The sequence below is a fragment of the Mesorhizobium carmichaelinearum genome (genome assembly GCF_900199455.1).
Taxonomy (GTDB): domain Bacteria; phylum Pseudomonadota; class Alphaproteobacteria; order Rhizobiales; family Rhizobiaceae; genus Mesorhizobium; species Mesorhizobium carmichaelinearum.
In genome coordinates, this window is record NZ_FZQR01000001.1 from 576,856 (window position 1) to 589,740 (window position 12,885).

Genomic DNA, 12,885 nt, shown 5'->3' on the forward strand with positions numbered 1-12,885 from the left:
CGCGGCGCTGCCGGCAACCGACCGGCACGAAGAAGTTCCCTCAAGGAACCAGGCCCCGCGAGCGCAATCCGAACGGAGAATTTCACCCGTGGCATGGGCGACGTCCCGGCCGCGCTTGGGAAGGTTTGCCGCGGCGGCAGCCATGCCAAGGCACATGAGAGAGGACTGATCATGCTGATCTCGCAGATTCTCGACGACGCCGAGACCATCCGTGTCGTTGCCCGCAATGGCGGCAAGACCCGGATCATCAACGGCGCTCGCAGCGTCTACTCTCTGGCGATGGAGGCTGCCCGCACCGGCGTCGGCCTCGCCACCCTGATCGAACGCAAGGGGCTCGGCGAGGCGATCGATCTCGATGCCGCCTACAAGAAGGGGCGGCTGTTGTCGCCGATCAATCACCCCGATCCTGCTCACCTGCACCTGACCGGTACCGGACTGACCCATCTCGGCTCGGCGGCGACGCGCGATTCCATGCACAAGAAGCTCAGCACCGATGGCGAGGAACAGCTCACCGATTCCATGAAGATGTTCCGTATGGGGCTGGAGGGCGGCAAACCCGCCAAAGGCCAGGTCGGCGTGCAGCCGGAATGGTTTTACAAGGGCAACGGCACGATGGCCGTGGCGCCGGGTGCCGCACTGCTGTCACCGGCCTTCGCCAAGGACGCCGGTGAGGAACCCGAAATCGCCGGCATCTATGTCATCGGCGATGACGGCGCCCCCTTCCGCGTCGGCTTCACGCTGTCGAACGAATTTTCCGACCATGTGACCGAGCGCGTGAACTATCTCTTCCTCGCCCATTCCAAGCTGCGCAACGCCTCGTTCGGGCCGGAGATCCTGATCGGCGACCTGCCCTCCGACATCCGCGGCACCTCGCGCATCGTGCGCGACGGCAACACGCTGTGGGAAAAGCCGTTCCTGTCGGGCGAAGCGAACATGTCGCACACCATCGCCAATCTCGAACACCATCACTTCAAATATTCGGCGTTCCGCCAGCCGGGCGACGTGCATGTGCATATGTTCGGCACCGCGACGCTGTCCTTCGCCGACGGCGTCAAGACCGAGGCCGGCGATGTGTTCGAGATCGAGGCCGGGGATTTCGGCCTGCCGCTGCGCAACCCGCTCGAGATCGAAAAGCCGGTGAAGGTGGCGGTGAAGGCGCTGTGAGAGCGTGATCTCCCCCCACGAGGAGGGAGATTGGCAGCTTCAACGTCTCAATAAATATCGAAGTCGAAATACTTGGCCTGGATCTTCTTGTAGGTGCCGTCGGCGACGATCGCGTCTATGGCCGCGTTGAGCTTGTCGCGCAGGGCAGTGTCGTCGAGGCGGACGGCGATGCCGGCTTGCGTCTCGGTGCCCTTTACGTCGCCGATCAGCTTGCAGCAGCCGTCGCTTGCCTTCTTCAGCCAGTCCACCAGCACGAACTTGTCCGAGATCACGGCATCAAGCCGGCCGTTGGTGAGGTCGGTGATCGCCTCTTCCTGGGTTGGGTAGAGTTTTGCCTCCGCACCTGCCTTGCCATAGGTGTTCTGGGCATAGTCGGCCTGCGTGGTCGAAGCCTGGGCGCCGACTGTCTTGCCGGCAAGGGCCGCCGGTTCGGTGGAGGTCAGCTCGCTGTCCTTCGGCGCCACCAGAGCGAGCGGCGTGGTGTAGTATTTGTTGGTGAAGGCGACCTGCTTCTTGCGCTCTTCAGTGATGCTCATCGAGGCGATGATGGCATCGAATTTCTTGGCCTGCAGGGCGGGAATGATGCCGTCCCAGTCCTGGGTGACGATCTCGCACTCGACCTTCATCTGCGCGCACAGCGCATTGGCGATGTCGATATCGAAACCGACAACCTTGCCGTCCGAGGTGATGGTGTTGAACGGCGGATAGGCGCCCTCGGTGCCGATTTTCAATTTCTCGGCGGCCTGCGCCGACAGAGAACCGGCGGCCATCGCCAACATGGCAGCGCCTGCCGCCGACAGGATCCATTTTGAAATCTGCATTTTCTCGTTCCCCTTGAGCGCCGCATCGCTGCGACCGACAAGTCAGCCAAGCATGATGTGCCGGCACAGGCAAGTATTTTGCCTGGCGGCAGTCGAGGCTTAGCGCGCGGCGCGGAAATGCTTGGAGAGCTTCAGGCCCTGCGCCTGGTAGTTGGAGCCGAGATCGGTGCCGTAGAGCGCCTGCGGCCGCTTCAGCATGTGCTCGTAGACCAGCCGGCCGACGATCTGGCCATGGTCGAGGATGAACGGCACTTCGTGGCTGCGTACTTCAAGCACCGCCCGGCTGCCGGTGCCGCCTGATGCCGAATGGCCGAAGCCCGGGTCGAAGAAGCCGGCATAGTGGACGCGGAATTCGCCGACCAGCGGATCGAAGGGCGTCATCTCGGCGGCATAGAGCGGCGGCACATGCACCGCTTCCTGGCTGACGAGGATGTAGAATTCATCGGGATCGAGCACCAGTTCGCCGGCGCCGCTCTTGCGGATCGGTTCCCAGAAATCGACGACATCCTGCGCCGCGCGCTTGTCGACATCGACGAGGCCGGTGTGATGTTTGCCGCGATAGCCGACCAGCCCGTCCTTGTCGCCATTGAGATCGATCGACAGCGCGATGCCGCCGCCCGAAATATTCGGCGGTTCGGTGGCGACCAGCATCTGCGCGCGATGCAAGTCGTGCAGTTCGGCTTCCGAGAGCAGCGCATTGCCGGTGCGGAAGCGGATCTGCGACAGCCGCGAACCGGTGCGCACGACGATCGGGAAGGTGCGCGGGCTGACTTCCAGATAGAGCGGACCGTTGTAGCCGGCGGCGATCTTGTCGAACTCATGGCCACGGTCGGTCATGACACGGGTGAAGATGTCGAGCCGTCCGGTCGAGCTCTTCGGATTGGCGGAAGCGGAAATCTCGACCGGCAATGCCAGGCTTTCGAGCAGCGGCACGATGTAGACGCAGCCGGTCTCCAGCACCGCGCCTTCGGCCAGATTGATCTCGTGCAGCTTCAGCCTGTCGAGCTTTTCCGAAACCTTGTGGTTGGGGCCCGGCAGGAAGGAGGCGCGCACCCGCCAGGCCTTGTCGCCGAGCCTGAGATCGAGGCTCGCCGGCTGGATCTGGTCGGCATCGAGCGCGCGCGGCGACTTCAGCGCGCCGGACTGGAACAGCGCCGCAATGTCCTGATCGGGAAGAATGCCTGTCTGCCGCAAGGCTCCGCTCCTTAGCCGCTGGTACAAACCTCTTAATGAAGCCGGCAATTGACGCAAGCGTGGTACGGGTCTAAAGGGTCGTTATCCCGTGGTGATTTGGCCGGTCGGCTTGCAGCCACGTTAAACAAGTCGCTAAAGGACCGTTGGCCGCGAGGCCGTATGGACCGGTTGCGACTTTCGCGGCCGGTTTTTTTGTGTCTGGAACAAAAGCGATGAGCAGCAAGAAGCGCAACTGGAAGCCTCAGACAGCCCTCGTGCACAGCGGAACCCTGCGTTCCGGCTTCGGCGAGACCTCCGAGGCGATGTACCTGACCCAGGGCTATGTCTATCAGACGGCCCAGGCCGCCGAAGCCCGTTTCAAGGGTGAGGAACCCGGCTTCATCTATTCGCGCTACGCCAATCCGACCGTCGACATGTTCGAAAAGCGCATGTGCGCGCTGGAAGGCGCCGAAGACGCACGCGCCACGGCATCGGGCATGGCGGCAGTGACGGCGGCGCTGCTGTGCAGCGTCAAGGCCGGTGATCACATCGTGGCGGCGCGCGCTTTGTTCGGCTCCTGCCGCTGGGTGGTCGAAACGCTGGCGCCTCGCTACGGCATCGAGGCGACGCTGGTCGACGGCACCGACATCACCAACTGGGAAAAGGCGGTCAGGCCAAACACAAAACTGTTCTTCCTGGAAAGCCCGACCAACCCGACGCTGGAAGTGGTCGACATCGCCGCTGTCGCTTCGCTGGCCAACTCGATCGGTGCGCGGCTTGTCGTCGACAATGTCTTCGCCACCCCTTTGCAGCAGAAGCCGTTGCAGCTTGGCGCGCATATCGTCGTCTATTCGGCGACCAAGCACATCGATGGCCAGGGCCGCTGTCTCGGCGGCGTCATCCTGTCGGACAAGAAGTGGATCGACGAGAATTTGCACGACTATTTCCGCCACACCGGCCCCAGCCTGTCGCCCTTCAACGCCTGGACTCTGCTGAAAGGCCTGGAGACGCTGCCGCTGCGCGTACGCCAGCAGACGGAGAGCGCCGGAAAGATCGCCGACTTCCTCGCCGAGCAGCCGCAGATCGCCCGCGTCATCTATCCCGGCCGCGCCGACCATCCGCAGGCCGAGATCGTCAAGAAGCAGATGTCGGGCGGCTCGACACTGATCTGCCTCGACGTCAAGGGCGGCAAGCAGGCGGCCTTCGCGCTGCAGAACGCGCTCGACATCGTGCTGATCTCGAACAACCTTGGCGATGCCAAGAGCCTGATCACCCATCCGGCGACGACCACGCACAAGAATTTGAGCGACGAGGCACGCGCCGAACTCGGCATCGGGCCAGGTACGCTCAGACTGTCGGTTGGTCTGGAGGACACCGACGATCTGCTGGAGGATATCGCGCAGGCGCTGAAGGCGGCTAAATAGCGGAAAGCGGCTAGCTGGAGTTACTTACAGCTGCCTTGCATAGCGCCGCTTCAATACGAGACTGTCCAGAGGCTGGGCATCCGGATCTGAAAGTGCGGCAGCGGTGATCGCTGCATCTTCTTCGTCGGTTATCGCGGCGAGCGTCTTTCTGGCGAGCGCCAATGCATCAGCGCGCGACCGCTTTGGCGGCGCGGCCTTGCAGCGCGCCGTCGTCCTGATGGTTTTCGACATGGTTCGTACTACGACAATTCGTCGTGGAATGAAACCGAGCCGCAGGCGTCACGCGCGCGACGGCGTCTCTTCCAGTTCGGCCGCTTTGGTGCCGATGGTCATTGCATTGCCGCGCCAGTCGACGGCGCCGCCGAGCCAGCCGCGTGCCCACATGGTAGGAAGCATCAAGTCCCGCGCAATCATCGCCGCGACCATGCGCGGCGACAGGTGCCATCCCTTGGACCAGGCCAGGGCACATTCCGGGAGATAGAAGGCCGCCATCACGGCGATGGCGGTCAGCGGCAGGCTGAAGCCGGCGCCTGCCGCCGCAACCAGCGCAAGCGCCAGCGGCACCACCGCGCCGGTCAGGATTTCAGGCGCGAAGAACAGCGGAAAGGTGACGCGGCGCAGGCGCGCCCAGCGGGCCTGACGCGACCAGATCTCGCCAAGCCTGCGCCGGCCGAGCGGCTGCTCGAAGGGCGCAGCGACGAGATTGACGCGCAGGCCGAGGCTGTTCACCAGCTTGGTCGCGGCCGCGTCCTCGGCGATTTCGGCGGCCAGCGCGCGGATGCCGCCATTGGCATCCAGCATCGGCTTGTTCCACAGCATGCTCTTGCCCTGGGCAAAGCCAAGGCCGAGCGCCTCGCCGGCATACTGCCAGCGGGCCTGCAGCGTGTTGAGGAAGGCGCATTCGACCTCCGCCCAGAAGCCGTCCGGCCGTGAGCCGATCGGCGTCGAGCAGACAAGGCCAGTATCCGTCCGCCACGCCGCCATCAGATGCTGGATGTAGTCCTTCGGCATCAGCACGTTGGAGTCAGCCAGGACGACCCAGTTGTGCCGCGCGGCTTCCCAGCCCTTGACGCAATTGTTGAGCTTGGGATTGGCGCTGACGCGGTCGTCACCGATCAACAGCCGGGCCGGCACTTTTGGAAAGCGGCCAATGGCGGCGCGGATCAACTTGACCACCGGATCGTCGGCATGGGCGACGCAGAAGATCAGCTCGTAGCGCGGCCAGTCGAGCGAGAAGGCGCGCTCCAGCGTCTCCTGCGTGAACGGTTCGACGCCGCGCGACGGCACGACAATCGACACCGGCGGCGATTTGCCGGCTGGCCGTGCGATCGTGGTGCGCCGTTTCAGCTGTGAAGCGGCGAGCAAAATGCTGGCAGAGTTTGAAAGGATAAGAGCAGTCGAAAGCGAGGCGGCTATAAGAGTGGGTTCCATCGAGATCCGGTCACTCCAGAAAAGACGGCCTGCGTATGGCCGTTTTCAACAGTTCGACAGAGCGCCGAGTCGCCCGGTTGGTGCACACCATCATTGTCATGTGTCACTTAAATGACATTCTTTGCCGGCACCTGCCTTTCAAGACCAGGCGCGACAAGACGCGCACGTTGACCTGCTCGCCGGGAGCGCCGAAAGGTTCTGTTTGTTGAGCATGATCTCTGGAAAAACGGAAACCCGTTTGTCCGAGAAAACCGGTCCCACTTTTCGGGATCATGCTTGAGATTGTTTTGGAGCCGCTTATGTACCGCGCCGTCACGCGCAACATCGAAGTGCAGGTCAGGCCGTTCTACCTCGAGGACCGCTCGGATCCTTCCGAGAACCGCTATGTCTGGGGCTATCAGATAACGATCGACAACCAATCGGACGAATTCGTGCAGCTTCTGTCGCGCTATTGGCACATCACCGACGGTGCCGGCCGGGTCGAGGAAGTGCGCGGCCCGGGCGTCGTCGGCGACCAGCCCGAGCTTAATCCCGGCGACAGCTATCAATATACGTCCGGCTGCCCGCTCTCGACCCCGTCGGGCATCATGGTCGGGCACTACACGATGCGCAACAAACGAGGCGAGACTTTTGATATCGCCATCCCGGCGTTTTCGCTGGATCTGCCGGGGACCAGGCGGACGGTGAACTGAGCGGGCAGTAGTCGCGGAAAGTTCGCGCTGCCCCTCATCCGCCCTTCGGGCACCTTCTCCCCGTAGAACGGGGAGAAGGAAGAGAGTCTACTGCGCCGCGAATTCCGCCGGGTCGAAGTCGTACTGCGTCGAGCAGAATTCGCAGGCGACGTGGATGCCGCCATCTTCGGTGCTGTCCTTGATCTCCTGCGCGGAAAAACCCTCGAGGATGCCGCGGATCTTGTCCTTGGAACATGAGCACTGGTCGGCGACGGGGGCGCCGCCGAAGACGCGCACGCCATGCTCGTGGAACAGGCGGTAGAGCAGCCGTTCGGCGCCGATAGTCGGGTCGATCAGTTCGGTCGGCTCGATGGTACCGAGCAGCGCCACCAGTTCCTGCCAGGAATTGTCGGCCGGTTCATGCGTCACGTCGCGCGGATCGCCGTCGCCGCCCGAAATGTCGGGCACGCGCATGCGCTCGGGTGACTGCGGCAGGAACTGCGCCAGAATGCCGCCCGCGCGCCACTGCTCACGCGCGCCGCCAACGCCGGGCGTCAAAAGCTTGGCCACAGAGAGCCTGATATCCGTCGGGATCTGTTCCGACTGGCGGAAATAGGTGCGCGCCGCGTCCTCCAGCGTTTCGCCGTCGAGTTGGACGATGCCCTGATAGCGCTGGGTATGGGCGCCCTGGTCGATGGTCAGCGCCAGCACGCCGCTGCCGAGCAGCGTCTGCTGGGACGTCTCGCCGGCAGCAACCAAAGCCTCGAGCCGATCGGCATCGAAGCGCGCATAGGCGCGCAGCGCCGACGGCGTGGTGAAATCCGCCACCAGCATGTCGACCGGCCCGTCGGTGCGGGTCTGCAGGATGAACTTGCCCTCGAATTTGAGCGAGGTGCCGAGCAGCACCGTCAGCACACAGGCTTCCGCCAGCAGGCGGGCGACCGGCTCGGGATAGTCGTGGCGGCCGAGGATGGCGTCGAGCATCGGCCCGAGCTGGACCGTGCGGCCGCGCACGTCGAGCGGGCCGACCTCGAACGGGACAACATGATCGTCGCCGGCATAGCCGAACTCGCCGAGTTTGGGGTGATGTTCAGTCACTTGATGCGTTTCCAACATGACAAAGCTCCAGGGCGCGGCCATGCCGCCCCCTGGGGTGCATGCGTCCAAACGCGCTTGATTTGCGTGATGCGGCGCAGATAGGCATCGCGCCCCCGCAGATCAAGCGCCCGGACACTTCAAGCCCCAAGACACCAGGCAAGCACCGCCTTCTGGGCATGGAGCCGGTTCTCGGCTTCGTCGAACACCACCGAATGCGGGCCGTCGATGACCTCGTCGGTCACTTCCTCGCCGCGATGCGCCGGCAGGCAATGCATGAACAGCGCGTCCGGCTTGGCATGCGCCATCAGCTTGGCATTGACCTGATAGGGCGAGAACACATTGTGGCCGCGGGCGCGATGCTCCTGGCCCATCGACACCCAGCAGTCGGTGACGACGCAGTCGGCCTGGTCGACGGCTTCCTCGGGCGAGCGGGTGAAATGCAGCTTGCCGCCATGCGCCTTGGACCAGTCGATGTGCTTCTGCGCCGGCTCGCTGCCTTCGGGCACGGCGACGTTGAGGTTGAAGCGGAACCGCGCAGAGGCTTCGAGCAGCGAATGCAGCACATTGTTGCCGTCGCCGGTCCAGGCGATGGTCTTGCCGGCCACCGGACCGCGATGCTCCTCGAAGGTCATGATGTCGGCCATCAGCTGGCACGGGTGGGTGTCGTCGGTCAGGCCGTTGATCACCGGCACCGTGGCATTCTCGGTCAGCTCCAGCAACCGCTCATGCGAGGTGGTGCGGATCATGATCGCGTCGACATAGCGCGACAGCACCTTGGCGGTGTCGGCAATGGTTTCCGAGCGGCCGAGCTGCATTTCGGTGCCGGTCAGCATGATGGTCTCGCCGCCGAGCTGGCGCATGCCGACGTCGAAGGAGACGCGTGTGCGCGTCGACGGCTTGTCGAAGATCATCGCCAGCACCTTGCCTTCGAGCGGCCTGGTGCGCTCACCGGCCTTGAGGCGCGCCTTTCGCACCACCGCGTCGTCCAGCATGAAGCGCAGGTCGCCCTCGGAAACAGTGGACAGATCGGTGAAATGGCGAACTGACATCAGCAATATTCCGGAATTACTTCGCGGCGGCCGCGGCGATGGCGTCCGCCAGGCCTTTGGCACCAGCGCGGATGCGGTTGAGCGCCTCGTGGATCTCGGCGTCGGTCACGGTGAGCGGCGGCAGCAGGCGGATGACATTGTCGCCGGCCGGAACCGCCAGCAAATGCTGGTCGCGCAGTGCCATGTTCACCTTGGTGTTGGGCATGGCGCATTTGAGGCCAAGCATCAGCCCGGTGCCCCTGATGTCTTCGACGACATCGGGAAACTCGTCGGCGATCGACGCCAGGCCTTGCTTCATCAGCAATGCCTTGCGCTGGACGTCTTCGAGGAAGCCGTCTTCCAGCACCACATCGAGCACGGCGTTGCCGACCGCCATGGCCAGCGGGTTGCCGCCGAAGGTGGTGCCGTGCACGCCCGACGTCATACCGACCACGGCCTCGTCGGTGGCCAGGCACGCGCCCATGGGGAAGCCACCACCAATGCCCTTGGCGATCGCCATGATGTCGGGCGTCACGCCTGACCATTCATGCGCGAACAGCTTGCCGGTGCGGCCGATACCGCACTGGACCTCGTCGTAGATCAACAACAGACCGTGCTGGTCGCAAAGCTGCCGCAGCCGCTTCAACGACTGCGTCGGGACCGGGCGGATACCGCCCTCGCCCTGCACCGGCTCGATCAGGATCGCGGCGGTTTCCGGCGTGATCGCCTTTTCGGCGGCATCGATGTCGTCGAAGCCGACCTGGTCGAAGCCTTCGACCTTGGGTCCGAAGCCTTCGAGGTATTTATACTGGCCGCCGGCCGCGATGGTGGCCAGCGTGCGGCCGTGGAAGGCGCCTTCGAAGGTGATGACGCGGAAGCGCTCGGGATGCCCCTTGACGAAATGGTAGCGCCGCGCCGTCTTGATCGCGCATTCGAGCGCCTCGGCGCCGGAATTGGTGAAGAACACCTTGTCGGCGAAGGTGGCATCGGCCAGGCGCTCGCCAAGCCGGCTCTGCCCCGGAATCTCGTAGAGATTGGAGACGTGCCAGAGTTTTCCCGCTTGCTCGGTAAGAGCCGCGACCAGATGCGGATGGCTGTGGCCGAGCGAATTGACCGCGATGCCGCCGGCAAAATCGAGATATCGCTCGCCTTTGTCGGTAACCAGCCAAGTTCCTTCCCCGTGGTCGAAAGCCAGGGGAGCGCGAGCAAAGGTCTCGTAAAGCGCCGAACCGCTCATTATATGCGTCTCCGGTACCGGAAAATCAAAAAAGCCGCCAAAGCGGCGGCCTTGTGCGGCTTATCGTGTTTTTCGGCCATGAAGTCAACGAAAACGTCGCGTAGTGGCACGCGATAAGCCCCCTAACTCGACGCCGGCTCATGAGCGACCGGGCAAGTTGGGGAAAACCGAAAAAACCGATTCGTGTTGCACTTGGGACTCTTGTCACCGAGTCAGCGCATAAGGTAATTGTAGTCGAGAAATAACTAGATTTCGTGCGGCGGACCTAATCACCAGATATATGTGGTGTCTGCCCCAGCAAGGTTGCTGGGTCGGGAAGGGATTCCGATTGCGCACGCTTAGCAGGAGCGCGGTCTCATGAACTGGACTGACGAGCGGGTCGAACTTCTCAGGAAACTGTGGTCGGAGGGTCTGAGCGCAAGCCAGATTGCTGCCCAGCTTGGAGGGGTGAGCCGCAATGCCGTCATCGGCAAGGTGCACCGGCTGAAGCTGTCGGGCCGTGGCCGCGCAACGGCGACGCCGGCACGCCAGAAGAAGACGGCTCAGGGGTCGACCGTTCAGAAATCGGTGGCGCGCGCCGCAAGCACGGCTCGCCACGTGACGACTTCGATCGGCGCGACGGCCCTTCAGACGCAGTTCGACGCCGAACCGGTGACACGCCATCATTACATCCGCCCGGTCGAGAACGTCGTGGTGCCGATTTCGAGGCATCTGCAGCTCGTCGAGCTGACCGAGCGGACCTGCAAATGGCCGAACGGCGATCCGCTGTCGGAAGATTTCAATTTCTGCGGCAACGAGGCCGCCGAAACCGGTCCGTATTGCAAGTATCACGCCCGCGTGGCCTTCCAGCCGGCGGCGGAGCGGCGCAGGAACCGGTGAGTAGTGAGTAGTGAGTAGCAAAATCTGGCGCCTAGGGCGCTGTTTCACTACTCACTAATTTCTACTGACTCTCTCACAGCCATCCGTTCTTGCGGAACCGCCAGTAGAGAAACGCGCAGATCGCCGCGATGGTGGCCAGCACGAGCGGGTAGCCATATTCCATCTTCAGTTCCGGCATGTCGGTGAAGTTCATGCCGTAGATGCCGGCGAATGCCGTCGGCACGGCCAGGATGGCGGCCCAGGAGGCGAGTTTCTTCGAGATCGCCGTTTCCTGGCTCTGACCGACCAGAAGGCTGGCCTCGAACGCGAACGCCAGCACCTCGCGCAGACTGTCGATCTTTTCCTGGACGGTGCGGATGTGGTCGGTCACATCGCGAAACAGCGGGTGCATGGCTGAGTGGATCTGCGGCAGCTCGGCGCTGGTCAGCCGGCGGCAGACTTCCACCAGCGGAAGCGCCGCATTGCGCAGGCGCAGGAGATCGCGGCGCAGCATGTAGAGCCGCTCGATGTCGGGACCGGTCATCGGCTTCAAAAGCACCCTGTCCTCGATCGCCTCGACCTCGTCCTCGATCTGCTCAAGCACGGGCATGTAATTGTCGACGATGAAATCGAGAATGGCATAGAGGACGAAATCCTCGCCCTTGGCCAGCGAATGCGGGCAGCTTTCCCAGTGCTGACGCACGGCGGCGTAGGACGTCGAGGGGCCATGCCTGACGCTGACGATGTAGCCCGAGCCGACGAACAGATGCGTCTCGCCGAAGGTGACGCGGCCCTCGATCAGTTGCGCGGTGCGGGCGACGATGAACAGCGCATCGCCATATTGCTCGATCTTCGGCCGCTGGTGCGGATGTTCGGCGTCCTCGATCGCCAGCTCATGCAGATGGAACTGCGCCTTGACGCGCAGCAAGAGGTCACGGTCAGGTTCCAGCAACCCGATCCAGACGACGTGACCCGATTTCTTGGCCCATTCGCCGGCTTCCTCGATCGGAATGTCGGCAATACGCTTGCCGGCCGTATAGACACTGGAGGCAATGATGCCTGATGTCGGCGCCGCGGGCTTGAACTCTCGAACATATTCCATCGCAGCCTCCTGAAAGCAGGACCTTTAAGGCCTGAGAAGCTTAACGCCGGGATAGTTTAGCGCAATATGATCTGGCGTTCGAGAGGACGAACGTTCATTTCGCCGGGGGCGTCGCCGACACGCTGATCTTGTCCGTCTTGTCGCCTTTCGGCCGTTCGGCCGGCATCTGGTCGCCGGTGACGATGTAATAGATGGTCTCGGCGATGTTGGTGGCATGATCGCCGATGCGCTCGATGTTCTTGGCGCAGAACAGCAGATGCGTGCAGGGCGTGATGTTGCGCGGATCTTCCATCATGTAGGTCAGCAATTCGCGAAACAGCGAGGTGTACATGGCATCGATCTGGTCGTCGCGGTCGCGCACGAAACCGATCTTGTCGACCGAGCGCGACGCATAGACGTCGAGCACTTCCTTAAGCTGGGTGAGCGCCAGATTGGCCAGGGCCTCCAGGCCACGAAACAGGCTGGTCGGCTGGCGGCCGTCGGTTACGGCGACCACGCGCTTGGCGACGTTCTTGCCGAGGTCGCCGACCCGTTCGAGGTCGGCGGAAATGCGGATGGCGCCGACGATCTCGCGCAGGTCCGTCGCCATTGGCTGGCGCTTGGCGATGATGATGATCGCCTTGTCGTCGATCTCGCGCTGCCCTTCGTCGAGCACAGCGTCGTCGCGGATGACCTTCTCTGCCAGTCCCGGATCGGCATTGACGAGCGCGGCGACCGCCTGCTCGACCATACGCTCGGCATGGCCGCCCATCGCGGCGATGCGCTTCGACAGATACTTCAGCTCCTCGTCAAAGGCGCTCATTATGTGCACGGACTGCATGGACGAAATGCCTTCCCACGGGTTCTTGATCTTGAGTCGTTTCCTCGAATCCCCGCTG

The 12,885-nt window shown here is 63.2% G+C and carries 12 protein-coding genes and 1 riboswitch; of the genes, 4 read left to right on the forward strand and 8 right to left on the reverse strand.

The window, feature by feature from the left end:
* The first annotated feature begins 171 nt into the window (after positions 1-171).
* Positions 172-1,164 (forward strand): AraD1 family protein, encoded by a 993-nt coding sequence (gene araD1 / locus CKW40_RS02400; protein WP_095198513.1) that lies wholly within the window; start codon positions 172-174, stop codon positions 1,162-1,164.
* A 47-nt stretch (positions 1,165-1,211) separates the two neighbouring features.
* Here the strand turns inward: araD1 and CKW40_RS02405 are convergent, their stop codons facing one another.
* Both CKW40_RS02405 and CKW40_RS02410 read right to left on the reverse strand, forming a co-directional pair.
* Positions 1,212-1,985 carry an ABC transporter substrate-binding protein gene (locus tag CKW40_RS02405; protein WP_095198312.1) on the reverse strand — a complete coding sequence of 258 codons (774 nt, stop codon included), beginning with the start codon at positions 1,983-1,985 and terminating at the stop codon, positions 1,212-1,214.
* A gap of 99 nt (positions 1,986-2,084) precedes the next feature.
* The gene (locus tag CKW40_RS02410; protein WP_095198313.1) at positions 2,085-3,179 is read right to left on the reverse strand and encodes a 2'-deoxycytidine 5'-triphosphate deaminase; all 1,095 of its coding nucleotides are present in this window, start codon (positions 3,177-3,179) and stop codon (positions 2,085-2,087) included.
* Positions 3,180-3,257: 78 nt separating this feature from the next.
* A riboswitch (SAM riboswitch) is annotated at positions 3,258-3,335 on the forward strand.
* A 56-nt stretch (positions 3,336-3,391) separates the two neighbouring features.
* On the opposite strand from CKW40_RS02410, the gene CKW40_RS02415 reads away from it, so the two are divergent.
* Positions 3,392-4,582, forward strand: coding sequence for an O-succinylhomoserine sulfhydrylase (locus CKW40_RS02415; protein ID WP_095198314.1), 1,191 nt, complete (start codon positions 3,392-3,394; stop codon positions 4,580-4,582).
* Between the two features lie 279 nt (positions 4,583-4,861).
* Here the strand turns inward: CKW40_RS02415 and CKW40_RS02425 are convergent, their stop codons facing one another.
* Complete coding sequence (locus CKW40_RS02425) at positions 4,862-6,013, reverse strand: ceramide glucosyltransferase (protein ID WP_095198316.1); 1,152 nt, start codon at positions 6,011-6,013, stop codon at positions 4,862-4,864.
* A 299-nt stretch (positions 6,014-6,312) separates the two neighbouring features.
* Between CKW40_RS02425 and apaG the strand changes: the two genes are divergently transcribed.
* Positions 6,313-6,705: a Co2+/Mg2+ efflux facilitator ApaG/CorD gene (gene apaG / locus CKW40_RS02430; RefSeq protein WP_010913396.1), complete on the forward strand. Its 393-nt coding sequence runs from the start codon at positions 6,313-6,315 to the stop codon at positions 6,703-6,705.
* Between the two features lie 87 nt (positions 6,706-6,792).
* On the opposite strand, the gene CKW40_RS02435 is transcribed toward apaG, so the two are convergent.
* The 3 genes from CKW40_RS02435 to CKW40_RS02445 form a co-directional block, all read right to left on the reverse strand.
* Entirely contained in the window at positions 6,793-7,824 is a 1,032-nt protein-coding gene (locus CKW40_RS02435; protein WP_095198317.1) for an Hsp33 family molecular chaperone, read from the reverse strand.
* Positions 7,825-7,919: 95 nt separating this feature from the next.
* Positions 7,920-8,831 (reverse strand): ornithine carbamoyltransferase, encoded by a 912-nt coding sequence (gene argF, locus CKW40_RS02440; protein ID WP_095198318.1) that lies wholly within the window; start codon positions 8,829-8,831, stop codon positions 7,920-7,922.
* Positions 8,832-8,847: 16 nt separating this feature from the next.
* Positions 8,848-10,047 (reverse strand): aspartate aminotransferase family protein, encoded by a 1,200-nt coding sequence (locus CKW40_RS02445; RefSeq protein WP_095198319.1) that lies wholly within the window; start codon positions 10,045-10,047, stop codon positions 8,848-8,850.
* Between the two features lie 357 nt (positions 10,048-10,404).
* On the opposite strand from CKW40_RS02445, the gene CKW40_RS02450 reads away from it, so the two are divergent.
* Complete coding sequence (locus CKW40_RS02450; RefSeq protein WP_095198320.1) at positions 10,405-10,926, forward strand: GcrA family cell cycle regulator; 522 nt, start codon at positions 10,405-10,407, stop codon at positions 10,924-10,926.
* A gap of 73 nt (positions 10,927-10,999) precedes the next feature.
* Here CKW40_RS02450 and CKW40_RS02455 read toward each other — a convergent pair whose 3' ends face one another.
* Together CKW40_RS02455 and phoU are read right to left on the reverse strand one after the other, a co-directional pair.
* The gene (locus tag CKW40_RS02455; RefSeq protein ID WP_095198321.1) at positions 11,000-12,007 is read right to left on the reverse strand and encodes a magnesium and cobalt transport protein CorA; all 1,008 of its coding nucleotides are present in this window, start codon (positions 12,005-12,007) and stop codon (positions 11,000-11,002) included.
* Positions 12,008-12,101: 94 nt separating this feature from the next.
* Positions 12,102-12,827, reverse strand: a complete 726-nt coding sequence (gene phoU, locus CKW40_RS02460) for a phosphate signaling complex protein PhoU (protein WP_095198322.1) — start codon at positions 12,825-12,827, stop codon at positions 12,102-12,104.
* Positions 12,828-12,885: the final 58 nt, after the last annotated feature.

Bases quoted from the DNA above. Each gene is read 5' to 3' on its own strand.
- araD1 (WP_095198513.1), top strand. From the start codon at position 172: ATGCTGATCTCGCAGATTCTCGACGACGCCGAGACCATCCGTGTCGTT.
- CKW40_RS02405 (WP_095198312.1), bottom strand. From the start codon at position 1,985: ATGCAGATTTCAAAATGGATCCTGTCGGCGGCAGGCGCTGCCATGTTG.
- CKW40_RS02415 (WP_095198314.1), top strand. From the start codon at position 3,392: ATGAGCAGCAAGAAGCGCAACTGGAAGCCTCAGACAGCCCTCGTGCAC.
- CKW40_RS02425 (WP_095198316.1), bottom strand. From the start codon at position 6,013: ATGGAACCCACTCTTATAGCCGCCTCGCTTTCGACTGCTCTTATCCTT.
- apaG (WP_010913396.1), top strand. From the start codon at position 6,313: ATGTACCGCGCCGTCACGCGCAACATCGAAGTGCAGGTCAGGCCGTTC.
- CKW40_RS02435 (WP_095198317.1), bottom strand. From the start codon at position 7,824: ATGGCCGCGCCCTGGAGCTTTGTCATGTTGGAAACGCATCAAGTGACT.
- argF (WP_095198318.1), bottom strand. From the start codon at position 8,831: ATGTCAGTTCGCCATTTCACCGATCTGTCCACTGTTTCCGAGGGCGAC.
- CKW40_RS02445 (WP_095198319.1), bottom strand. From the start codon at position 10,047: ATGAGCGGTTCGGCGCTTTACGAGACCTTTGCTCGCGCTCCCCTGGCT.
- CKW40_RS02450 (WP_095198320.1), top strand. From the start codon at position 10,405: ATGAACTGGACTGACGAGCGGGTCGAACTTCTCAGGAAACTGTGGTCG.
- CKW40_RS02455 (WP_095198321.1), bottom strand. From the start codon at position 12,007: ATGGAATATGTTCGAGAGTTCAAGCCCGCGGCGCCGACATCAGGCATC.
- phoU (WP_095198322.1), bottom strand. From the start codon at position 12,827: ATGCAGTCCGTGCACATAATGAGCGCCTTTGACGAGGAGCTGAAGTAT.